Annotated in this window: 24 protein-coding genes; 18 read left to right on the top strand and 6 right to left on the bottom strand. The window is 41.4% G+C overall.

The features are described 5' to 3' along the window. Positions 1 to 34 precede the first annotated feature (34 nt). Positions 35 to 577, top strand: a complete 543-nt coding sequence (gene pyrR / locus ACM0OR_RS14370; protein ID WP_190707645.1) for a bifunctional pyr operon transcriptional regulator/uracil phosphoribosyltransferase PyrR — start codon at positions 35 to 37, stop codon at positions 575 to 577. Between the two features lie 56 nt (positions 578 to 633). Here the strand turns inward: pyrR and clpB are convergent, their stop codons facing one another. Continuing rightward, entirely contained in the window at positions 634 to 3,252 is a 2,619-nt protein-coding gene (clpB, locus tag ACM0OR_RS14365) for an ATP-dependent chaperone ClpB (RefSeq protein WP_414576913.1), read from the bottom strand. A gap of 452 nt (positions 3,253 to 3,704) precedes the next feature. Here clpB and ACM0OR_RS14360 point away from each other — a divergent pair, with 452 nt between their 5' ends. From ACM0OR_RS14360 to ACM0OR_RS14335, 6 genes are all read left to right on the top strand, one after another. Then, positions 3,705 to 4,046 carry a DUF3011 domain-containing protein gene (locus tag ACM0OR_RS14360; RefSeq protein ID WP_414576912.1) on the top strand — a complete coding sequence of 114 codons (342 nt, stop codon included), beginning with the start codon at positions 3,705 to 3,707 and terminating at the stop codon, positions 4,044 to 4,046. A gap of 218 nt (positions 4,047 to 4,264) precedes the next feature. Then, on the top strand, positions 4,265 to 4,648 hold the full coding sequence (locus tag ACM0OR_RS14355) for a hypothetical protein (protein ID WP_414576910.1): 384 nt from the start codon (positions 4,265 to 4,267) through the stop codon (positions 4,646 to 4,648). A 70-nt stretch (positions 4,649 to 4,718) separates the two neighbouring features. After that, complete coding sequence (locus ACM0OR_RS14350; RefSeq protein WP_237995789.1) at positions 4,719 to 4,976, top strand: TIGR02450 family Trp-rich protein; 258 nt, start codon at positions 4,719 to 4,721, stop codon at positions 4,974 to 4,976. A 540-nt stretch (positions 4,977 to 5,516) separates the two neighbouring features. Continuing rightward, positions 5,517 to 6,383 carry a ferredoxin:protochlorophyllide reductase (ATP-dependent) iron-sulfur ATP-binding protein gene (bchL, locus tag ACM0OR_RS14345; RefSeq protein ID WP_323268752.1) on the top strand — a complete coding sequence of 289 codons (867 nt, stop codon included), beginning with the start codon at positions 5,517 to 5,519 and terminating at the stop codon, positions 6,381 to 6,383. 28 nt (positions 6,384 to 6,411) lie between these two features. Continuing rightward, positions 6,412 to 7,122 carry a DUF5331 domain-containing protein gene (locus ACM0OR_RS14340; protein ID WP_414576907.1) on the top strand — a complete coding sequence of 237 codons (711 nt, stop codon included), beginning with the start codon at positions 6,412 to 6,414 and terminating at the stop codon, positions 7,120 to 7,122. Between the two features lie 168 nt (positions 7,123 to 7,290). Continuing rightward, positions 7,291 to 8,694, top strand: a complete 1,404-nt coding sequence (locus ACM0OR_RS14335; RefSeq protein ID WP_414576905.1) for a ferredoxin:protochlorophyllide reductase (ATP-dependent) subunit N — start codon at positions 7,291 to 7,293, stop codon at positions 8,692 to 8,694. A gap of 60 nt (positions 8,695 to 8,754) precedes the next feature. Here ACM0OR_RS14335 and ACM0OR_RS14330 read toward each other — a convergent pair whose 3' ends face one another. Beyond that, entirely contained in the window at positions 8,755 to 9,246 is a 492-nt protein-coding gene (locus tag ACM0OR_RS14330) for a hypothetical protein (RefSeq protein WP_414576904.1), read from the bottom strand. Positions 9,247 to 9,604: 358 nt separating this feature from the next. Between ACM0OR_RS14330 and ACM0OR_RS14325 the strand changes: the two genes are divergently transcribed. Together ACM0OR_RS14325 and ACM0OR_RS14320 are read left to right on the top strand one after the other, a co-directional pair. Continuing rightward, positions 9,605 to 9,856, top strand: coding sequence for a hypothetical protein (locus ACM0OR_RS14325; RefSeq protein WP_414576903.1), 252 nt, complete (start codon positions 9,605 to 9,607; stop codon positions 9,854 to 9,856). Further along, positions 9,837 to 10,097: a Txe/YoeB family addiction module toxin gene (locus ACM0OR_RS14320; protein WP_414576901.1), complete on the top strand. Its 261-nt coding sequence runs from the start codon at positions 9,837 to 9,839 to the stop codon at positions 10,095 to 10,097. The genes ACM0OR_RS14325 and ACM0OR_RS14320 overlap by 20 nt, the downstream gene beginning before the upstream one ends. Positions 10,098 to 10,198: 101 nt before the next feature. Here the strand turns inward: ACM0OR_RS14320 and ACM0OR_RS14315 are convergent, their stop codons facing one another. After that, positions 10,199 to 11,248: an anti-sigma factor antagonist gene (locus ACM0OR_RS14315; protein ID WP_190707669.1), complete on the bottom strand. Its 1,050-nt coding sequence runs from the start codon at positions 11,246 to 11,248 to the stop codon at positions 10,199 to 10,201. 194 nt (positions 11,249 to 11,442) lie between these two features. On the opposite strand from ACM0OR_RS14315, the gene ACM0OR_RS14310 reads away from it, so the two are divergent. Further along, positions 11,443 to 12,237, top strand: a complete 795-nt coding sequence (locus tag ACM0OR_RS14310; protein WP_414576946.1) for a 7-carboxy-7-deazaguanine synthase QueE — start codon at positions 11,443 to 11,445, stop codon at positions 12,235 to 12,237. Between the two features lie 75 nt (positions 12,238 to 12,312). Here the strand turns inward: ACM0OR_RS14310 and ACM0OR_RS14305 are convergent, their stop codons facing one another. After that, positions 12,313 to 12,957 carry a DUF3318 domain-containing protein gene (locus ACM0OR_RS14305; RefSeq protein WP_414576900.1) on the bottom strand — a complete coding sequence of 215 codons (645 nt, stop codon included), beginning with the start codon at positions 12,955 to 12,957 and terminating at the stop codon, positions 12,313 to 12,315. A 77-nt stretch (positions 12,958 to 13,034) separates the two neighbouring features. After that, the gene (locus ACM0OR_RS14300; RefSeq protein WP_190707708.1) at positions 13,035 to 13,592 is read right to left on the bottom strand and encodes a hypothetical protein; all 558 of its coding nucleotides are present in this window, start codon (positions 13,590 to 13,592) and stop codon (positions 13,035 to 13,037) included. A gap of 431 nt (positions 13,593 to 14,023) precedes the next feature. On the opposite strand from ACM0OR_RS14300, the gene ACM0OR_RS14295 reads away from it, so the two are divergent. From ACM0OR_RS14295 to ACM0OR_RS14275, 5 genes are all read left to right on the top strand, one after another. Next, entirely contained in the window at positions 14,024 to 15,076 is a 1,053-nt protein-coding gene (locus ACM0OR_RS14295; RefSeq protein ID WP_414576898.1) for an amino acid ABC transporter substrate-binding protein, read from the top strand. A 68-nt stretch (positions 15,077 to 15,144) separates the two neighbouring features. Then, on the top strand, positions 15,145 to 16,071 hold the full coding sequence (locus ACM0OR_RS14290) for an amino acid ABC transporter permease (RefSeq protein ID WP_414576897.1): 927 nt from the start codon (positions 15,145 to 15,147) through the stop codon (positions 16,069 to 16,071). 71 nt (positions 16,072 to 16,142) lie between these two features. Then, on the top strand, positions 16,143 to 17,159 hold the full coding sequence (locus tag ACM0OR_RS14285) for an amino acid ABC transporter permease (RefSeq protein WP_414576895.1): 1,017 nt from the start codon (positions 16,143 to 16,145) through the stop codon (positions 17,157 to 17,159). Between the two features lie 65 nt (positions 17,160 to 17,224). Then, positions 17,225 to 17,965 (top strand): amino acid ABC transporter ATP-binding protein, encoded by a 741-nt coding sequence (locus ACM0OR_RS14280; protein WP_414576894.1) that lies wholly within the window; start codon positions 17,225 to 17,227, stop codon positions 17,963 to 17,965. A gap of 574 nt (positions 17,966 to 18,539) precedes the next feature. Beyond that, positions 18,540 to 19,811: a glycosyltransferase family 4 protein gene (locus ACM0OR_RS14275; RefSeq protein ID WP_414576893.1), complete on the top strand. Its 1,272-nt coding sequence runs from the start codon at positions 18,540 to 18,542 to the stop codon at positions 19,809 to 19,811. Between the two features lie 114 nt (positions 19,812 to 19,925). On the opposite strand, the gene ACM0OR_RS14270 is transcribed toward ACM0OR_RS14275, so the two are convergent. Continuing rightward, positions 19,926 to 20,138, bottom strand: a complete 213-nt coding sequence (locus ACM0OR_RS14270; protein WP_414576892.1) for a hypothetical protein — start codon at positions 20,136 to 20,138, stop codon at positions 19,926 to 19,928. A 351-nt stretch (positions 20,139 to 20,489) separates the two neighbouring features. Here ACM0OR_RS14270 and rsfS point away from each other — a divergent pair, with 351 nt between their 5' ends. From rsfS to ACM0OR_RS14255, 3 genes are all read left to right on the top strand, one after another. Further along, entirely contained in the window at positions 20,490 to 20,948 is a 459-nt protein-coding gene (gene rsfS / locus ACM0OR_RS14265; protein WP_190707692.1) for a ribosome silencing factor, read from the top strand. Beyond that, positions 20,945 to 21,445: a CGLD27 family protein gene (locus ACM0OR_RS14260; RefSeq protein WP_414576890.1), complete on the top strand. Its 501-nt coding sequence runs from the start codon at positions 20,945 to 20,947 to the stop codon at positions 21,443 to 21,445. Before rsfS ends, ACM0OR_RS14260 begins: the two co-directional genes overlap by 4 nt. Before the next feature lie 76 nt (positions 21,446 to 21,521). Further along, the gene (locus ACM0OR_RS14255) at positions 21,522 to 22,475 is read left to right on the top strand and encodes an asparaginase (RefSeq protein ID WP_414576888.1); all 954 of its coding nucleotides are present in this window, start codon (positions 21,522 to 21,524) and stop codon (positions 22,473 to 22,475) included. Positions 22,476 to 22,560 lie beyond the last annotated feature (85 nt).

Raw genomic sequence — 22,560 nt, 5'->3', positions numbered from 1 at the left:
TTGACTTGATTTGTCCCCAGTCCCTCTGAACACTATGTCTACGCCTGTCAAAGTGGTTGAAATCCTGTCCTCAGAAGACTTACGTCGGACTTTAACGCGTTTGGCTTCTCAAATTATTGAAAGAACCCGTGATTTATCTCAATTGGTATTGATTGGGATTTATACCCGTGGAGTACCGCTAGCTGAACTATTAGCACGTCAAATTGAGGCACTGGAAGGTATAAATGTGGCAGTGGGAGCATTAGATATTACTTTCTATCGAGATGATCTCGATCAAATTGGTTTGCGAACTCCGGCAAAAACCAACATCTCTTTTGATTTGACAGGAAAGACGGTTGTATTAGTAGATGATGTCATTTTTAAAGGAAGAACAATTCGGGCTGCGTTGAATGCAGTCAATGAGTATGGTAGACCAGAAGTAATTCGTTTAGCCGTTTTGGTTGACAGAGGTCATCGGGAATTACCAATTCATCCAGATTTTATAGGTAAGCAACTACCCACTGCGAAAGAAGAAGTAGTGAAAGTTTATTTGCAAGATTGGGATAGCAAAGACGCAGTAGAGTTAATAGGTTATTAGCTCTCTTTGCGTCTTTCCTGCGGAACGCTTCGCGAATGCGCCAACTAAATCTTTAATTAACTACTAAACACTTCAATAGGTAAACGACTGAAAGACAACCTTTCATTCTGCACGTCAACGAAAATCGTATCCCCATCGTTAAATTCACCACGCAAAATTGCCTTAGCAATTTGCGTTTCCAACTCGCGCTGAATTGCCCGCTTCAGTGGACGCGCCCCAAATACTGGGTCATATCCGACTTCCGCTAAAAAGTCAAGGGCAGCATCAGAGAGTCGCAGGGACATCTTACGATCGCCTAATCTTTCCCTTAACCTCTCCACTTGCAACTGCACAATCTGCCGCAATTCCCGCTTATCCAAGCTGTGGAAGATAATGATCTCATCAATCCGGTTGAGAAACTCAGGACGAAAACTATTCCGCATCGCTTCCATCACCCGGTGACGCATTTCATCGTAGCGGGAATCATCCCCAGCCACATCTAAAATGTACTGTGAACCGATGTTGCTGGTCATAATAATAATTGTGTTCTTAAAGTCCACAGTATGACCTTGGGCATCGGTGACGCGACCATCATCGAGAATTTGCAGGAAAATATTAAACACATCGGGGTGTGCTTTTTCAATTTCGTCGAACAGAATCACAGCGTAAGGACGGCGACGAATGGCTTCGGTGAGTTGTCCGCCTTCTTCGTAACCTACATAACCAGGAGGCGCACCAATTAGCCTGGAAACGGCGTGTTTCTCCATATATTCCGACATATCAATCCGCACTAATGATTCTTCAGTGTCGAACATATACGCCGCCAACGCCTTGGCTAACTCGGTTTTACCTACGCCTGTAGGGCCAAGGAAAACAAAGCTGGCTGTGGGACGATTCGGATCAGCCAAACCAGCCCGCGATCGCTGAATCGCATCGGCTACAGCTGTAACTGCTTCCGATTGTCCAATCACACGGTTATGGAGTTCGTCTTCTAGGTGCAGTAGTTTCTCTTTCTCAGATTCCACTAACTTGCTGATGGGTATCCCCGTCCACTTAGAAATAATTTCCGCAATATCAGCTTCGGTGACTTCCTCCCGCAACAGAGATTTACCTGTACCTTGGGCTTGGGCTAGTTCCCGTTCTGTGGCTTCCAATCGACGATGCAAGTCGGTTAAAGTGCCATATTTCAATTCTGCCGCCCGGTTGAGGTCGTAATTTCTCTCTGCTTGTTGAATTTCTAAGTTAACTTTGTCAATTTCTTCTTTGACAGACTGAAGTTTATTGATAACATCCTTTTCCGACTGCCATTGAGCATTGAGGGTTCTTTGTTCCTCTTTCAGATCCGCCAGTTCTTTTTCTAGTCTTTCTAAACGTTCGCGGGAAGCTGGATCACTTTCTTTTTGCAAAGATAGCTTCTCCATTTCCAACTGCAAAATCTTGCGGTCGATTTCGTCGAGTTCTTCGGGCTTGGAGGTAATTTCCATCTTCAGCCTAGCGGCGGCTTCGTCTACCAAGTCAATGGCTTTATCTGGTAAGAAGCGATCGCTAATATACCGACTAGATAATGTAGCGGCCGCCACTAAGGAACTATCAGAAATTTTTACCCCGTGGTGGACTTCATACCGTTCCTTCAACCCCCGCAAAATCGAAATCGTATCTTCAACGCTGGGCTGATCTACATAAACTTGCTGGAAGCGTCTTTCTAAAGCAGCATCTTTCTCAATATATTTGCGATATTCATCTAAAGTTGTCGCCCCAATACAACGCAACTCACCCCGCGCCAACATCGGTTTTAATAAGTTACCCGCATCCATTGCGCCTTGAGTTGCACCAGCACCGACAACGGTATGAATTTCATCGATAAATAAAACTATATTTCCGCCAGATTCAGTGACTTCCTTTAATACAGCTTTCAGACGTTCCTCAAATTCTCCCCGGAATTTTGCCCCTGCAATCAAAGCACCCATATCTAAGGAAATTAACTTGCGGTCTTTGAGGGATTGGGGGACATCACCAGCCACAATGCGCTGTGCTAAACCTTCCGCGATCGCAGTTTTACCAACACCCGGTTCACCAATCAACACAGGGTTATTCTTTGTACGGCGAGACAGAATTTGGATCGTGCGGCGAATCTCATCATCCCGCCCAATGACTGGATCAAGTTGACCTTTGCGGGCTGCTTCGGTGAGGTCACGCCCGTACTTTTCCAGTGATTGGTACTTCCCTTCTGGATTTTGATCAGTCACTTTCTGACTCCCACGAACTTGTTTAATAATATTTTTTAGTTTGCTTTCGTCTAACCCGAATTCTTGAAATAACCCCTTACCCAAGCGATCGTCTTTAGCGTAAGCCAGTAATAAGTGTTCAATAGAAATATATTCGTCTTGAAAATCTTTACGATATCCGTCAGCGCGGTCTAAGAGTGTATCCAAACTCCGCCCCAAGTATACAGAAGTGCTGTTACCTGAAACTTTCGGTTGACGTTGGATAAATTGTTCAGTGCGATCGCTAATTTTTTGTAAGTTTACACCCGCTTTAGTCAAAATCCCGCCAGCCAGTCCTTCTTGTTCCAGCAAGGCTTTCATCAGGTGTTCGCTTTCTATCTGCTGCTGTTGATGCTGTTTAGCAATATCAGGAGTGTGGGCGATCGCTTCCCAGGCTTTTTCTGTAAATTGGTTTGGATTAGTCGGTTGCATAGGCTGATTGAGGAACGTAGACGCGCAAATGCAGATAAAACAATAGTTTTTATTTGTTCTTATATGGTTATTTTATGAATAGTGGCACAACTAGCTAGATCGGTCTTCACGTCTTCATCAGGTAGTAGTATTACCTTTTATCTGGTGCTGTTGAATCTTCTTACCTGGAGATCACCGTGGGATTTTCAAATCAAGCGTTTTTTGTCAAACAGTTAAAATACTTATTTTCATACTACAAGCAACGGTCAGTACATAAATGCAAATTTGAGCAATCAATGAAGTTATGAGGCTTCATGCTACTGCATGGGAGACTGATTAGCTCAGAAATATGACTTTAATCACAGATAGATTCATGACTTTTGACCTATTTGTTCATTCGACTCTAAATTTTATGATCAACATGGTATCAATTAATTTTCATTTGCATTATATTCACGGAGCATTAATTTACTATGGTTGTCCGTTTTCCCATCGCGGCTGCTACTTTTATTGTTGCTAGTAGCATCACTACATTTTTTAGCTTTGTTCCCCCAGCTTCAGCGCAACAAATTATCACTTGTGAAAGCATAAATAATCGGAGGAACACGTGTGTAGTACGCACAAGAGGCCAAGTTAGATTTGTTAGACAATTGTCTAATGCTAGTTGTAGAGGAAATTGGGGTTATGTCCGCGATCGTGTTTGGGTGAGAAACGGTTGCCGAGCTGAGTTCTCAGTTGCCAATTCTAGATACGGCAGAGATGGCAGGTATAATAGAGATAACAGATACAACAGAGATCGTAGGTATAACAGGTAATAGACTGCAACAGATAATAATAAATTTCCCCGTTTTAAGAAACAAAATAGTTCGCAGAAGTGTTGCCAACTAGTGAGCATTCAGAGGTCTGAATGCTCACTAGTTGTTTGTGTAAGCACTTATAACCACTCGTGTAACCAGAAAACTAATAGCTACTTTTACTTTTCTTCCTCTCTTGCTCTCACACAGAGTTACCATAATTCCAGGTCAGATAGTGGATGCTGAAGATGATAGATCCTTATGACTTTGAAGATGATGAATTTGACTTTGACGATGAAGATGTATTTAAAATGAAGCGTCTGCGGGATATGACAGAAGGAGAAAAATTGCAGCGATTTAAAAGATTTTTCGACAGTAGCAGCCGCGCCATGTTGCAAAACTGCCTATTTCGCATCGTCAATCATGAAGATGGTACAGGCACATTAGAAATTCTCTGCCCCAATGAAATCGTTCAACAACGCCTCAGCAAAAAAAAGCGCAAAATCACCAACAACATAGACACCTGTTGGCATCATATTAAATCCTTTTCCCTATGTATCGAGCAAGAAGGTAAACTTTACTGTCAAAAGTTCACCCTCAACGGCGACTTGCTCACACCTTAGTACAACATTTCATAACTCCGCGCACCTCCGCGCATACCTCCGCGCTCCTCTGCGTTTAAAATCTCAACCCATGCCTAAAAAACAGAAATTTCCTTACTTAGTCGGTTCTAAATGGACAGCAACAACAAAAATAGACGGCTGGAGACACTTTCAAGTTGTCAACCGCAAAAATCAAGCTAAATGGGTTTATGCGGAAATGGTAGCAGCTTGTGATCCGAATGTCCGTTTTTGGATCAACGCCAAATTATTACAAGATGGTTTTCAGTGGCAAGCCGGATGGCAATCCCTCAAAGAAATAGAAGCACTTGAAGCTGAACCAAAATTTTAGTCAAGCCGAGATAATATTGGAAAAATTAATATTTTTTTACAAAAAAGTTCTATTTGGCTAATCTACATCAGGTCAGCAAGGTTCAGATATAGGTATAAGGGGGAAAATAGTTTATTGATCCCTGAGATTTTGCTGTATACCGCTCAGATCACTATATAATTTGCGATCGCCTCCCAGCAGATCAACTCTAGCCATATCATAATGCTCATGCCAGTCAGCTAAATCTATGCAAAATCTTGATAATACGTTATTTTTTATTTTGTCTTTTGTAACTAATTTTATATAAAAAAGTTACTAAATTTTTAAAGCCTAGTTTTTTGGAATAAAACAAGCATTTATATTTTATTTTATTGAGTTTAGCTTTAAATAGAGCTAATTAGCTTCTTTTATAGCTGTTTTTCATATTTACACCCCCTTTCTTTCTTGTGGAATTTCGTCAATAATCACATTCACATACCTCACACATCGCCACCGATTGGCTAGGTGAAGGAAAATGTTTTAGCCACAAGTTTGATAAAAAACGATAAGAGGCAAACAAAAGTGAAATTAGCAGTTTACGGAAAAGGTGGGATAGGCAAGTCTACAACTAGCTGCAATATCTCAGTCGCCCTAGCCAAACGCGGCAAAAAAGTGCTGCAAATTGGGTGCGACCCCAAACACGACAGCACCTTTACCCTGACTGGATTTTTAATTCCTACAATTATTGATACCCTACAAGAAAAAGACTATCACTACGAAGATGTCTGGCCAGAAGATGTCATTTACAAAGGCTATGGTGGCGTAGACTGCGTAGAAGCTGGTGGGCCACCTGCGGGTGCTGGCTGTGGTGGCTACGTCGTCGGCGAAACCGTAAAATTACTGAAGGAACTCAACGCCTTTGATGAGTATGATGTGATCTTGTTTGATGTTTTGGGTGACGTTGTTTGCGGCGGTTTTGCAGCACCCCTTAACTATGCTGATTACTGCCTGATCGTTACCGATAATGGCTTTGATGCCTTGTTTGCAGCCAATCGCATTGCAGCTTCAGTCCGGGAGAAAGCACGGACTCACCCACTGCGTCTAGCTGGATTAATTGGCAACCGTACCTCCAAGCGCGACTTGATTGAAAAGTATATCGAAGCAGTACCAATGCCCGTTTTGGAAGTCTTGCCATTAATCGAAGATATCCGGGTGTCTCGCGTCAAGGGTAAAACTTTGTTTGAGATGGCAGAATCTGACCCATCTTTAAACTACGTTTGTGACTACTACCTCAACATTGCCGACCAAATTCTGGCACGTCCTGAAGGAGTCGTACCTAACGATTCTCCAGACCGTGAATTATTTTCTTTATTATCCGATTTTTATTTAAATCCGCGTAAACCACAGGTTGCTAATCCTGAAGAGGAATTAGACTTGATGATTGTATAAATCATCTAGTTTCAGGATGGGGGTCAATATGGCTTTCTTTAATAGCTTTACAGATTCGATTAGACAGAAGTGGTTGCAATTTTTCCAAGCCAATCGCGATTGGATAAAACTCCACATGCAAGTGGAATCAGTCTATACACCTGATGGTGGGAAGCGTCCGCCTTCTTACCTCATCCTGGGAGTGCTAAATGCGCTAGAACCCAAATTAGCGCAGTTAATGTTTCCTTTTGCCAAACTCAATCCTGATGCCGATACCTTAATTGAGGTACTGGATTTAAATTTTGACCCAGACATGGCTCTCGGTAACAGTGTAATTCCTCAAGATGAACGAGATCATCATCAACACCAGTCAAATCTGCCAATGGAAGATAACAATGATGATGAAACCTTCATTGTTTCTCACCCCAATGGTTTTGGCGAAGATACCGATTCTCAAACGCTGATAGTCGGTAACATTGAAGATACCTTCAATGGACTCGAAGCATCCAGCCAAGAAGAAGACGATTTTGATGATGTTTCCTTTGATGTTGCAGCTGCATCAGTCGAAAATTTGCAAGATCAAATGCTTGAGGATCTGAATACACCTGATGAAAATGCTTTCAGTGACGTGTTATCAGATGTCTGGGGTGATGAAACATCCTTACAAAAGGATGAAGAAAGTAATGATTTCATGGGGGAAGAATTACCAGCAGGCGTTTTTGATGAATCAGAAATTGCCCGTCTCTTCCCCAACGCATAAATATTAACGTTGCTGTTGAATTTAGGGATTGTTAGTTGGTGCTATGTGCCACATACTACAGCGTGAGGCAGTGGGGAGTAGGGAGTAAAATTTATTACTTACAACTCCCCCATTGGATGCTGACCCTATTTTCACCTGCCTTTAAATATAAAGGGGAGAAAAACCAAAATGACCGTCGCGCAAGAACCAACAGCTTTAAACTTTGAGTGTGAAACTGGAAATTACCACACCTTTTGCCCAATTAGCTGTGTGGCATGGTTATATCAAAAAATAGAAGATAGTTTCTTTTTGGTGATTGGAACTAAGACTTGTGGGTATTTCCTCCAAAACGCGATGGGGGTAATGATTTTTGCAGAACCCCGCTATGCAATGGCAGAGTTGGAAGAAGGGGATATTTCCGCACAATTGAAGGATTATGAGGAGTTAAAACGATTGTGCGAGCAAATTAAGCGCGATCGCAACCCTAGTGTTATTGTGTGGATTGGCACTTGCACCACCGAAATCATCAAAATGGACTTGGAAGGTCTAGCACCACAGTTAGAAGGCGAATTGGGTATTCCCATTGTTGTGGCGCGTGCTAACGGCTTAGATTACGCCTTTACCCAAGGGGAAGACACCGTTTTAGCTGCAATGGCTAACCGTTGTCCTAGTCAAGTTCCAGTAACGGAAAATGAAAAAAGCGAACGGAACAGCATTCAAAAGCTGCTCAATTTTGGGAAGAAAAAAGAAGATGTAGCTCAAGAAGAATCAGAGTATGTAAATCATCCCCCCTTGGTTCTCTTCGGTTCGCTTCCTGATCCCGTCGTCACTCAGTTAACCTTAGAACTGAAAAAACAAGGCATCAAAGTTTCCGGCTGGCTACCCGCAAAACGCTTCACAGAATTACCAGTGCTGGAAGAAGGATATTATGTCGCTGGTGTCAATCCCTTCCTCAGCCGCACTGCTACTACCTTAATGCGCCGCCGCAAATGTAAACTCATCGGCGCACCCTTCCCCATTGGCCCTGATGGTACTCGCGCTTGGATTGAAAAAATCTGCTCGGTGTTTGGCATTACTCCCAAAGGGTTAGATGAACGGGAAGCGCAAATTTGGGAAGGTTTGGAAGAATACGTAAAATTAATTCGTGGTAAGTCTGTATTTTTCATGGGTGACAACTTACTAGAAATCTCATTAGCACGGTTCTTAGTGCGTTGTGGGATGACTGTTCAGGAGGTTGGTATCCCCTACATGGATAAACGCTATCAAGCAGCTGAATTGGCAATGTTAGAAAAAGCTTGCCATGAAATGGGCGTACCTGTCCCCACAATTGTAGAGAAGCCAGACAATTACAACCAAGTGCAGCGAATTTATGATTTGAAGCCAGATTTAGTAATTACAGGTATGGCGCACGCTAACCCCTTAGAGGCGCGGGGGATTAATACTAAATGGTCTGTTGAGTTTACCTTTGCTCAAATTCACGGTTTCACTAATGCGCGTGACATTTTAGAGTTGGTAACTCGTCCACTGCGTCGTAATAATAATTTGAAAGATTTGGGTTGGGATAAGTTAGTAAAGGAAGAAGCGAAGATTTAGATTTTGGGTTTTAAATAATTTTTTAAGAGGCGAACACAGGTTCGCCTTTTTTTGTTGCAGCTATGTTAATACAATTAATTGTTTTAGCCATTCACCTTTTTCATTTAATACACCTGTAACATAGTTTTGAAATGCAGCTAATCCGCCGCGCTGACTCCAATATTCATGAAAATCACTGATGTTTTCTAAAAAATAAGCTTTTCCCGACGGAGGAAAATTAATCGAGCAACCAAATATTTCTGTGTTATGCGGCGCATTGTTCAAATCATTTGCTCTCCAAAGTATTTGAACTAGACGACCAGTGCTAAAGTCATAACCAGAACCGTCATCATAAACAGTGTTATTAAAAAATTGAACAACGTGTGTGACACGGGCGTGTTGCCTGATTAGTAGAAGATCACCATCTTCTGGTTTTGCTGCATTAGCTTCACTGCTTTTTCTCCAATGTAAGATAAATATTTTTGACAGTTCATTTATTGGAAAATCCCAAAATGTTATTTTGCTATCATAACTTACGTTTTTACTCCACTTTAATCTAGATAAATCACTCATTACTACCTCTAATTTATTCTCAACCAGATTACCTTTATATTTCCCTATAATTAGAGTGAAATAACATGAATAAGTAGGTTCGTAGTAAGGACTTTAGTCCTTTTTCGAGAACTAAAGTTCTCTCTGCGTTCTCTCCGAGAGGCTACGCGTTGGCGTAGCCTCTCGGAGACCGAAGCTCTTGCTAGCTTGCTTTGCTACGCAACGCTACCGCGAACCCCGCAGGGGTACACTAAAAATATTTAATTATTTACCCTGTTTTACTTAGCGATCGCACAAAAATACTATTATTTCAATAGAGTTAAAATAAAGTTATGCAATTTTGTCAATATCCTGGTTAGGAGAGGAGTACCTAAAAATCATGCTCAGTGAAATTAAGCAAAAGGCTATTGTCGGTAAAGATGGGAAAATTGAACTTTCTACAACCGAATTACCAGAAGGGACTATTGTAGAAGTGATAGTTCTAGTTGCACAGCCAACTGAAGAAGATGAAACTACTTATCTTCTTAAATCAGAAGCTAATAAAAAACATCTACTTAAAGCTTTAGAAAATGTAGAGAAAGGAAATCTAATCTATGTTGATTTAGATGAATATGAAAAAAGTAGCATTTGAACCAGAAGCCTTTGAGCAATTAGGTAAGTGGACAATAGAAGATAAGAAAATTTTAAAAAAGATATTGGATCTAATCAAAGATATCCAAAGAGAACCATTTTCAGGAATCGGTAAGCCTGAACCCCTTAAGTATGAATTACAAGGTTATTGGTCAAGGCGAATTACAGATGAGCATAGATTAGTTTACAAAATAGAAGAAGATTTAATAATTATTTTGTCATGCAAATATCATTATAATTAATAAAAAATCTGCCCAAAACTAAAATAAGCTTGGGCAAATTTATAGATAAATTTTTATTGGTAGTTACAAACTATAACAAAATTACCAATGCAAGTAATTGGTTAACAAGCACCACTATTTCTATTAAATAGAATAGTAACAGTCTTGAAAATTAACTGCAAATCATACATTAAACTCCAGTTTTTCTGATATTGTAAATCTAAGCGAATCACATCTTCAAAACTACGGACTTTAGACCTGCCGTTAACTTGCCATTCTCCAGTCATACCGGGTTTAACATCCAAACGTTGCCACTCTGGAACTTCATAGCGTTCTACTTCATCGGGTGTGGGTGGTCTAGTCCCTACCAAACTCATGTCTCCTTGTAAGACGTTCCAAAATTGCGGGAATTCATCTAGGCTAGTGCGACGTAAAAACCTACCTACTCGTGTAATTCTGGGATCATTTTCATTCTTAAAAAAAGCACCCTGTACCTGATTTTTAACTTGAGATTTTTTCGCCTCGGCATCCACACACATCGAGCGAAACTTCCAAATTTTAAAGCGTTTCCCCATCCAACCACAGCGAATTTGTCCAAAGAAAATGGGGCCGGGATCATCTATTTGGATAGCCACCACGATGGGGATAAACAAAATACCTGTAATTACCAAACCCACCAAAGCACCAATAATATCTATAAATCGTTTCATCCAAGAGGCGACAGATGGATGAGTTGTCGGTAGTTGCTCTACTTTACGAGCAGATCCCTTCTGATTGTCTATGGTATTATCAGCTTCGATTGGTAATGCTTCGCTATTAGACTCAATAGAAAAAACCTTATCTAATCCTGTGAGGTTTAGCACTGCCATAACCTGGGGAGTAACATTCCGCAGGCTCATTACAATTCCTTTTTCTTGGGTAGTTTTATAACTACTCACTAAAGCTCCTAAACCACTACTATCCATGAAAGTAGTTTGCTGAAAATCAATAATGATTTGTTTGGGATGGGTATTTCCTTGGGTTAAATCTTGGCAGGTTTGCTTAAAGCTAACTGCTTCAAGCACGCTTAACCGCGCAGACACCTGCACTATAACCGTTTCATTTAGGGAAGTAACTAGAAAATTTACCTCATTGGGTTGGCTAGTCATGAAGCTCTGCACTTTCGTTGCCATATAAATTTAATCTGCCAAACTTTATTTTGTCCTAGAAAATCACCTAACCTCATGTTAAATAAGCAGTAATAATAACTCATAGTGAGTTTTATAGGGTGAGTGAGAGATTACCTGCACCATTCACAATAGAACAAGAAGTTAAAAACATACTTGTTGTTGCACTGAATGCAGCGCGATCGCGTTGCTACTATCCTATGACTGCTAATACTACGGCCGAACCTACTGCACGTCTGATAGAGGTCTTTTCTGCTATTCAAGGGGAAGGACTGAATGTCGGGACACGTCAGATTTTTATTCGCTTTGCTTTTTGTGACTTACGTTGCCACTTTTGCGATAGTGTCCATACTTGGAATGCACCTGCTAATTGTAGGATAGAGCGATCGCCCGGATTCCGAGATTTTGAAACTCACTCCAACCCTGTTCCACTACCAATCTTATTGGCATGGATTGAACGGCAGAATTTACCTTCCCTACACGATAGCATTAGCTTAACTGGTGGAGAACCTCTTCTTCATGCAGGTTTCTTAAAGGAATTTCTGCCCCAACTGCGATCGCTCACTGGTTTACCCATATACTTAGAAACCGGCGGACATCGCCCAGAACAATTGGCAATGATATTACCCTACTTAGATTCTGTGGGTATGGATTTGAAACTGCCCAGTGTCAGTGGTGAATCCTACTGGCAAGAGCATATGAAGTTTCTACAAATTTGTTATCCACATCTAGAAACTTTTATTAAAATAATTGTTTCTCAGCATACAGATGTCGCTGAATTGGAACAGGCTGCTTTGTTAGTGGCAGATGTCAGTTCTGATATTCCCGTATTTTTACAACCTGTTACGCCTTTAGCTGAGTCTGAGCAATCAACCAAAACCCCTATCCTTGCTCCCACTCCCGAACAGGTTTTGACATGGCAAGCTTTGATGAGGCGGGTTTTAAAACACGTTCGCGTCGTACCTCAGACGCATAAAATGCTCAATCAGCTTTGAGCAGTGAACATTTATTAACACTGTTCACTGTCCAATGATGGTGTGGGTATTGCCCACCCACATTAATTTTGCAGACTAGATTTCGCCTTCATCTGTGGTTCTAGATTTAGCTTTGGCTTTGTTAGCACTGCGCTTGAGGGCAGACAGTCTGGCTTCATAGCGAGAACGTTGACGCTTGCCAGGGGTATTATCGATCATGGTTTTTAAGGCACTGCCTAGACTCTTGTAGGCATTAGGGAGGCTATAACCAAAACGAGTTGCTAGAGCGATCGCTTTCTCGTCAGCATCCAGCAATTCTCTCATTTGCTTTTCGCCATTATTCTTTTGATATAGCCGCCAACCTGACACGCCACACAGTGCCAAAGCTAAAACTAACAATAATCCATCCTGTACCCACAACTCGCCTACAGCACCACCTAAACCGATGGCTAAGGCTGCCATTTCCCAACCATCTTTGGGAATTGTGTCATTTTGAATCCGGGCGACTTCATGCCAGAACAGCAAATTACGCTGATCCATTGCTAGAGCGTCCCATTTCACCAAGTCAATTTGAATCTCTACCTGGTCTTTACCAATTTCTTCGCTGCGGATCAGGGGTGGATTGACCTCAGTTGTGCCTTCAACCGTGACCCAACTCTGCAATTCTGGCGGTAGTAAGCCTTTTAACCGCCGGAGTTCACTCATTTCCGCTTTGGCTGAGGAGGTTGCATAGGATGTCATAAAATCCAGCCCTAGAAAATTTCAGTATATTGTGAGGGTATCACTTTGGAGTATAGCTATTTAAGTGATGTTTCGTCTCACTCTGTAGGAAAACTTCCTCTTCTCTTCCTAGCTTCCATTGCTTTTGCGAGCAATTCCAGTAATCCTGGTGCTTCTTCCTGGATACTCAGTAAAATTCTTTCCCCAAGTTCTATATTCCCAGGATCGCTTCCTGTCGTCATGACTTCATGCAAACGCGGGATGGCTACATTGTCAACGATTTGAATTAATCCACTCAAACAGCGATGAAATTGTCTTTCTGTGAGAATTGAGTCTTCCAGAGGAAATTCAATAATGGCGCGGATTTCACCATCAGATGGATCATATTCCCATTGCAGCATTTTTGTTTCCCAAGAAATAGCCAACATCGTCTGTAAGATTGCGCCCTTGTGAGGATGATCTTGCACTCCTGGAAGAACTTGAGGCGCAAACAAGCGAAAAAATTTTCCGTCTTCATCTAATTGGACAACTATGAGAAAATCTTCTAAGTTATCAGCTTCTACACCTGTGATAATCCTGTCTTCTCCCTCATCTAGACGGTAGTCCCAGCCGAGTTTGTCTAAGTAATTAGCAATCTGCTTGAGGTTAGCTCCCATAAAAGCCTCTTTAATTAACGGTGGAGCATCTTTCACCAGAACTAGTTTAACCCCTTAGTGGCGATCGCTTAGGTTGAATTAATCAAAAACAATATCCCCAACTTATTAAATAAGTTGGGGATCTATGACTTTTCTAGTTCTAACCGGGATAGAATGTTAATATTAATTAATTCCAATAAATCAAACATGGTAACATAATTTTTATTTCCAAATTTACGGATTTTTATTGATTAATAATCAAATTGGTACTTTTGACATTTCTATATTAATATCTAAAACAAAAATCTAATTCCAGAAAATTATAAATATTTTATCTCTGCATGAAAGTGCAGCGTTAAGTGCTAAAAAAGTTTTATATTACAGCAATATATTTGTTTTAATACAAGTATTGCATTCACAAATACATTTTTAGCAACATTAATCTTTGAATTATGAGGAAATCAGCTTTAATTTTGGGGGCATCCTTAATTTTTGCTACTACTGCCTGTGGTGGAAACACAGTACAAACAACAAATGCAAGTAGTACATCAGCACCTGATCGCTGGGATACTGTCAAAAACCGTGGTCAGTTGATTTGCGGTGTCAGTGGCGAAGTACCAGGGTTTAGTTTTGTCGGAACTGACGGCAAATACAATGGCATCGATGTAGATGTCTGTCGCGCCGTAGCAGCCGCTTTATTTGATGATCCAAATAAAGTAGAGTTCCGTAACCTCAACGCCAAAGAACGATTTACAGCTTTACAAACAGGGGAAGTAGATATCCTCAGCCGTAACACAACTTGGACACTGAGCCGCGCCACATCAGTAGGCTTAGAATTTGCACCTGTAGTTTTTTATGATGGTCAAGGGATTATGGTTCGCAAAAATAGTGGCATTACATCTTTAGCAAACCTCAAAGACAAAACCATCTGCGTACAAACAGGGACGACAACTGAGCAGAACCTAGCAGACCAAATGCGGAAACGAAGTATTACCTACAAACCAGTTGTATTTGAAGATATTAACGTTACCTTTGCTACCTATGCCGAAGGTCGTTGTGAAGCCGTCACAGCCGATCGCTCTGCCTTAGTTTCTCGGCGTACAACTCTCCCCAAACCAGACGATAACGTCATTTTAGATGAAGTAATTTCTTCCGAACCCCTTGCACCAGCAGTTGCTAAAGGAAATAGCAAATGGCGTGATACTCTCACCTGGGTAGTGTATAGCTTAATCAAAGCTGAGGAGTTGGGTATTAATTCTCAGAATATAGGACAATTCGCTACTAGTGAAGACCCAGACATCAAGCGATTTTTGGGAACTGAAGGCAATTTAGGCGAGGGACTAGGCTTACCCAAAGACTTTGCAGCCAAAGTGATCAAACACGTTGGTAACTACGGTGAAGTTTACGATCGCAATCTCGGCCCTCAAACAAAACTCAACTTACCTCGCGGTCTAAATCAACAGTCGGTAAAAGGGGGACTTTTGTATTCGCCACCGTTTAGGTGACAGGTGACAGGTGACAGGTGACAGAAGAGCAGGGGAAGCAGTACCGCTTGATAATTGACTAATAACTAATGACTAATTCCAAACCCCCTTTATGGCGTGACGATCGCTTTTGGCAGATTACTGGGCAAGTAATTGCTGTACTTTTAGCATTAGCTATAGTGGCGATACTATGGGGAAACCTTAATCGCAACTTACAACAATTAGGCATTCAATTTGGATTTGGGTTTCTCAAACAACAAGCATCTTTTGATATTGGCGAAACGCTAATTTCTTATCAACCAACTGATACTTATAGGCAAGCCTTATGGGTGGGACTGATTAACTCATTGCGAGTAGCAGTTTTAGGAATCATCTTCACAACCATTATCGGCGTAATGGCTGGGATTGGCAGACTTTCAGATAACTGGTTAGTGCGGAACATCATGCTAGTTTACGTAGAGATTTTCCGCAATACGCCATTACTGTTGCAGTTGCTATTTTGGTACTTCGCAGTTTTTTTGAGTTTTCCCAGAATAGACAATAAAATCACCCTTTGGGGATTATTAGGGGTGAGTCAAAATGGCATAGAACTACCTTGGTTTACCCTATCTCCAGAGTTTGCTGCTTTACTTTTGGGGTTAACCTTTTATACTGGTGCATTCATTGCAGAAATCGTTCGGGGTGGGATTGGGTCAGTCTCTAAAGGACAATGGGAAGCAGCGCGATCGCTAGGATTAAAACCCAGTTCTATCATGCGCTTAGTTATTTTACCCCAAGCCTTGCGGGTAATTATTCCCCCACTAACTAGTCAGTATCTCAATCTCACCAAGAATTCCAGTTTAGCGATCGCGATCGGCTACCCTGATCTCTATTTTGTCGCTTCTACCACCTTTAGCCAAACTGGGAAAGCAGTAGAAGTCATATTACTAATTACCCTTACCTATCTCACCCTCAGTTTGACTATCTCCCTGATGATGAATTTATTCAATCGCAGAGTCCAGATCAGAGAGAGGTGAGGAATATTGGGGACTGGAGGGTAGATAACGTAGAGAGTCACTAATACTCAATGACTAATAACTAATGACTAATGACTAAACAACTAATTTGGCTACGTAAAAATCTATTTAGCAATTGGTATAACAGTTTATTAACAATTGTTTGTTTAGTATTGCTATTTTGGGTAGTGCAGGGAGTGCTAATTTGGGCAACTACTCAAGCACAATGGGCAGTAATTCAAGCCAATTTACATTTATTTTTAGTTGGTAGATATCCTCAAAATCAATATTGGCGCATTTGGGTTGTATTCGCAATTACTGCAACTTTAGGTGTTGTAACTGCGGGTGTATTCTTGAGTAAGCAAAAGTTTTACATTACTAAATTGATAGCACCTTGGCTTTCGTTTATATGGTTGCTATCTTTCCCCATCATTTTATGGTTAATTGGTGGTGGATTTGGTTTGCCATCTGTCTCTAGTAATTTATGGAATGGATTGCTACTTACCTTACTCATGGCCGCAGTTAGTATTGTGCTTTCCTTTCCCATTGGGGTTTTACTTGCTTTAGGACGAACTAGCAATTTACCTGTAGTCCATTGGTTTTCTATCTTATATATTGAAATCGTTCGAGGCGTTCCCCTCATTGGGATTCTATTCCTCGCCCAAGTCATGTTACCCTTATTTCTCTCAGCAGATGTACGTTTAGATCGGGTCTTAAGAGCGATCACTGGTTTAGTATTGTTCAGTGCTGCTTACATGGCGGAAAATGTACGCGGTGGACTCCAGGCTGTTTCCCGTGGACAAGTAGAAGCAGCCAAAGCACTAGGATTAAATACACTTCTAGTAGTTATATTTATCGTTTTACCCCAAGCTTTACGTGCAGTAATTCCCGCCATTGTGGGGCAATTTATCGGCTTATTTAAAGACACTTCCCTATTATCCCTTGTTGGCTTAGTAGAACTTACAGGCATTGCCCGTTCAATATTGGCACAGCCTCAATTTATTGGGCGTTATGCAGAAGTATATTTATTTATTGGTTTGATTTACTGGCTGTTCTGCTATTCTATATCACTGGCTTCTCGACGTTTAGAGAAACAGTTGAGTCAATAGTTATTAGTCATTAGTTATTCTTCCCTACACCCCGCATTCCCTAAGAAAATTTGAAGTTAAAAGCTATGAGCGAACAAATACCCATAATTATTGCTGAAGATGTTCATAAATGGTACGGAAAATTCCATGCTCTCCAAGGTGTGAGTTTAACAGTTTATCGCGGAGAAGTTGTAGTGTTGATGGGGCCTTCTGGTTCAGGTAAATCAACATTTATCCGCACATTTAACGCTTTAGAAGAATACCAAAAAGGCAAAATTAACATGGATGGAATTACCCTCAGCCATGATTTGCGAAACATTGATGCAATTAGGCGAGAAGTGGGGATGGTATTTCAGCAGTTTAATTTATTTCCCCATTTAACAGTGCTGCAAAATATCACCTTAGCTCCTATTTGGGTACGTCGCTGGAAAAAAGCCAAAGCCGAAGAATTAGCAATGCAGCTATTAGAAAGAGTAGGAATCTTAGCCCAGGCGCACAAATATCCAGGACAACTATCCGGTGGACAGCAGCAAAGAGTAGCGATCGCCCGCGCCTTAGCCATGCAACCTAAAATTATGCTATTCGACGAACCCACCTCCGCACTAGATCCAGAAATGGTCAGAGAAGTTTTAGATGTCATGCGAAACCTAGCCAGCGAAGGAATGACAATGGTAGTAGTCACCCATGAAGTCGGATTTGCCCGTGAAGTCGCCGACCGAGTAGTCTTAATGGATAGTGGCTACTTAGTCGAATCCGCCACCCCCGATAACTTTTTCACCAACCCCCAAGAAGAACGAACCCGTAAATTCCTCTCACAAATTCTCTAAACCTCCGCGCTACTTTGCGCTTCACTTCGCGCCCCTCTGCGTTTTAATTCCCTTCTTACTCACAATTTCCGAAATTAGAACTAGTTTCACTGGAGTTAACTACAGATCACCATCAAAAAACACTGATAAATTCTGGGATTTATGTTAAGTTTTGTTTATTAACCTTTGTCAATGACACACATCTTACGAGTGTATTCACAGAGAAACATTAATTATGGTTATGCTGTCAACTCATTTAGGAAATTATCTGAATTTTACTGACACTTTACAAATATCTGCTAATCGATGCTGGAAACTTTAATTAATTACAAGAGAGTTTATGCTTATATCTTAGGTAAGTGAATACAAGTAATTGTTTTAAAAACAAAAGTAAGAATTATACCATGATTCACTTAGGGGAATAACAGCAAGATTTACCGAATCTTCAAAGAAAAGGCACTGACAAAAAAAGAGTCTAAAGACAAAATTAGATATAGATGTCTTAATAGACGCTTTCCAGCAAATAGCGATCGCCATGTTAAGGCAAAAATTTTTCATATTCTAAAAATAGCCAGGGACTTCTGACTAATTTGTTATGCGGATTTTAATCTACTCTTACAATTACTATCCAGAACCAATTGGGATTGCCCCCCTGATGACGGAATTAGCAGAGGGGTTGGCCAAACGGGGACACCAAGTTCGTGTAGTCACCGCGATGCCTAACTATCCTGAGCGTCAAATTTACGAAGGATACCGTGGTAAATTCTACGTCAACGAGTATAAAAACAGTGTCCAAATCCAACGCAGTTTTGTTTGGATTCGCCCACAACCTAAGCTGATAGATCGAGTGTTACTCGATGCTAGTTTTGTAACGACTAGCTTCTGGCCTGCTCTTTTTGGCTGGCGGCCTGATGTCATTCTTTCAACATCCCCTTCACTACCCGTTTGTGTACCTGCTGCACTGTTAGGATGGCTGCGTGGTTGTCCTGTAGTCTTAAATCTTCAAGACATCCTACCAGAAGCAGCTATCCACGTCGGATTACTGAAAAACAAATGGCTGATCAAAATCTTTTCCGTCTTAGAAAAATTTGCTTACCGCAGTGCGACTAAAGTTAGCGTGATTGCTGATGGGTTTGTAGAAAATTTACTTTCCAAAGGCGTACCACAAGAAAAAATAGAGCAAATCCCTAATTGGGTTGATGTAAATTTTATTCGCCCTTTACCTAAACAAGACAATTCTTTCCGCGCTACGCACAACCTCAATGACAAATTTGTAGTGCTGTATTCAGGGAACATTGCTTTAACACAAGGCTTAGAAACTGTAATTAAAGCGGCGGCCATGTTACGCGACGTTCCAGAAATTGCCTTTGTGATAGTTGGTGAAGCCAAAGGCTTGCAGAGACTACAAAAATATTGTTTAGATTGCGGTGCTGATAATGTCTTATTACTGCCATTTCAACCCCGTGAACATCTACCACAAATGTTAGCAGCCGCAGATGTTGGTTTGGTAGTGCAGAAGAAAAACGTGATTTCCTTCAATATGCCATCGAAAATTCAAGTCTTACTAGCTAGTGGTAGAGCAATGATAGCTTCTGTACCCAAAAATGGCACAGCTGCGAAAGCGGTTAGACAAAGTGGCGGCGGTATTGTAGTTCCCCCCGAAGACCCTGAAGCTTTAGCGATCGCCACTTTAGACTTATACAAACATCCAGAAAAAGCCAAAACCTTGGGTTATAACAGCCGCAAATATGCTATGGAGCAATATGCTTTTGAGCAGGCTTTAAATCAATACGAGAATTTATTCTACTCTGTAACTGCGGACACTCAAACAGTGGAATCAAAAGTAGTTTCTAAGCAAGAAGTCTAAGTTGCCAAAGTAGCTTTACTTATTGGCTGCATCAGACAAACTACTAAAAAATATTCATTCAGGATATATGGATCAGAACTGCTTGATTTCCTATGTCCTGTTTTTGTTTATGACTTAAGGTAAATTCAAGCTGTGGATAGTTGCTATCGTTTTTTGAGAGGGCAAGGTAAGACACAAACAAGCAATACTTTTCGGATAAGCACTACCAATCATCAAACATAGGGGTAAAACTTTTGCAACTTCATGAGTAAAAGTCACTCCAAATACTTTAACCGAAAGGTATTGCACAAACAAGTATGAATCATACTTGGGGTTGAATCTGTTCATGTCAGTTATGCTATATACTGTTTTTAGCAGATTTTATAGCCTTAAGCAGCAGTGATAGTGATTTATTCTTCGCTTGATGAGTCTGTTATTTGTCTTAAAAAAGACATCGCCACCCAAGTATTACTTTTGGATGATTGGATCGGTTTGATAGCTAGCCTTTGGTGGATGGAACGCCACAAGAATCCCATCTATGAGAGGCTCTCATCAGTGTTGCAATATATGAGCCAATCCCATAAACACCTGTTTTTTTGTTAGTATTCAAAAAAACCAACATACACAATTATCGCTTGGTTGTGGTTTGTAAGTCATTCTCAAAAAACGTAACAAAAGGGATAAAGTACCTGAGGTTTAATGTCTGATTATTTCCAAGGAAATTTACCATTACAATCCGTCTCTGTCACCAAGAGCGCAGTCAAAAGTTCAGTAGGTGAAAATGATGAGAGTGGAAAGCTTGCTCTCACGATCGCCGATGCTGCATCAGATCGCAAAGCTGGTGACATTTTAGTCCTAAAGGTAGGAGAGGTCTCGTACCTAGCAGATTATTTTGTAATGATAACCGGCTATTCTAAGGTGCAAGTGAGGGCGATCGCTCAAGCAATTGAAGCAGAAGTCGAAAGTGAGTGTCACCGCCGTCCGTTGCGGACAGAAGGCAAAGCTGAAGGTAGCTGGGTATTACAAGACTATGGCGACGTAATTGTACATATTATGATGCCAAAGGAACGGGAATTTTATAATTTAGAAGCATTCTGGATTCATGCAGAACGTATTTCCCTTCCCAACTCGCAAGAAGGTGGTGATAGTCCCCTATGATGAATTCCTCACTGGCAAATTGCCCAGTACCCACAGAACAACAGCCGCTAAATGAGTACGAAGAGCTAAAAACCTCTTGGCTATTTCGTGATTGCACCTTAAATGAGCAGCAGTATATCAAAAAACTAGTTTGGATTTGGACTTTATCATGGTTGATAGCTGGGCCAGTAGCCGCAGCTAGCTATCCCCCAACCAAACAGCTAGCTCATTTTCTGCTGTGTGGTGCAGCTGGGGCCAGTGTAGGGGTAATTTTGGGATTAGTACGTTTGTATCTAGGCTGGATATATGTACGCGATCGCCTACACAGTACGACTGTATTCTATGAAGAATCAGGCTGGTATGACGGTCAAACTTGGCTCAAGCCACAAGAAGTGCTGAACCGCGATCGCTTGATTGTCACCTATGAAATCAAACCTATTCTCCAACGGTTACAATTTACCTTTGCTGGCTTGGCGGGAATGTTTCTTGCTGGTACTATAGTTTGGCATTTGTTTTAAATAGTCATTAGTCATTAGCTAATGACTAGTGACTAATGACGAATAACTAATAACTAAAAAGTGATAGATTTAACCCATGACAATGGGAAAACGAACTCAGGCAGCAGCACTGGAAGTCCGGTTGTTGCGGGAAGGTATTATTGAATCCAGGCATATAGTCCAAGCGGTTGTATGCGACGAACGGGGACGAGTGCTAACTGTTGCTGGCAATGCAGAAACAGCTACCTTTGTCCGTTCAGCACTAAAACCATTTCAAGCACTGGCTGTCACGACTACAGGCACACTGGAACGTTATGAGTTAAGCGATCGCGACTTGGCCATCATCACCAGTTCTCATAAGGCAAGTATCGAACAAGTACGACAGGTATTTAACATCCTGTGGCGAGCCGATCTTGATCCCTCTGCCCTCCAGTGTCCCATCCCCAAAGACAAGCGCAGTCCTCTAGAATACAACTGTTCTGGTAAACACGCTGGGATGTTGGCTGTTTGTCAACAACGTCACTGGCCTTTGAATAATTACTTGGAACGCAAGCACCCAATCCAGCAATTAATTGTCGGTAAAGTAGCTGAATTGCTGCGGATGCCATCTGAAGAATTTATCAGCGCACATGACGATTGCGGCGCACCCACCTATCTGATGCAACTAGGTCAAATAGCTTCCTTATATGCGCTGTTAGCCTCTAGCACTAACTTAGATATGGAGCGTATTATCCGCGCTATGACCCACCACCCATCAATGGTGGCAGGTGATGGCGAATTTGATACAGAACTGATGCGCCTCACCCCAGGAGAACTGGTAAGTAAATCTGGTGCAGAAGGAGTTCAGTGTATTGGCAGACTCGGTGAAGGCATGGGATTGGCAATTAAAGTTATGGATGGTTCTAAACGAGCCAAATATGCTGTCGCGATTCACTTGCTGCAACAGATGGGCTGGATTACTCCTAGCGCGGCCGAAAGCTTGGCAGAAAAGTTTATGAACCCAGGCAAATACACGCGTCTAGAGGTTGTTGGAGAATTATCGTTTTTATAGTTGCCAAACTTGAATTTTTGGGTTATAGTAAAGAGGTCGAAGAGCGACGCGGGATAGAGCAGCCTGGTAGCTCGTCGGGCTCAAC

Origin of the sequence: Anabaena sp. CCY 9402-a (genome assembly GCF_963920945.1) — a bacterium.
Taxonomy (GTDB): domain Bacteria; phylum Cyanobacteriota; class Cyanobacteriia; order Cyanobacteriales; family Nostocaceae; genus Trichormus; species Trichormus minutissimus.
The sequence above is the reverse complement of the archived record's forward strand: the minus strand, read 5'-3'. Positions and strand labels throughout refer to the sequence as shown.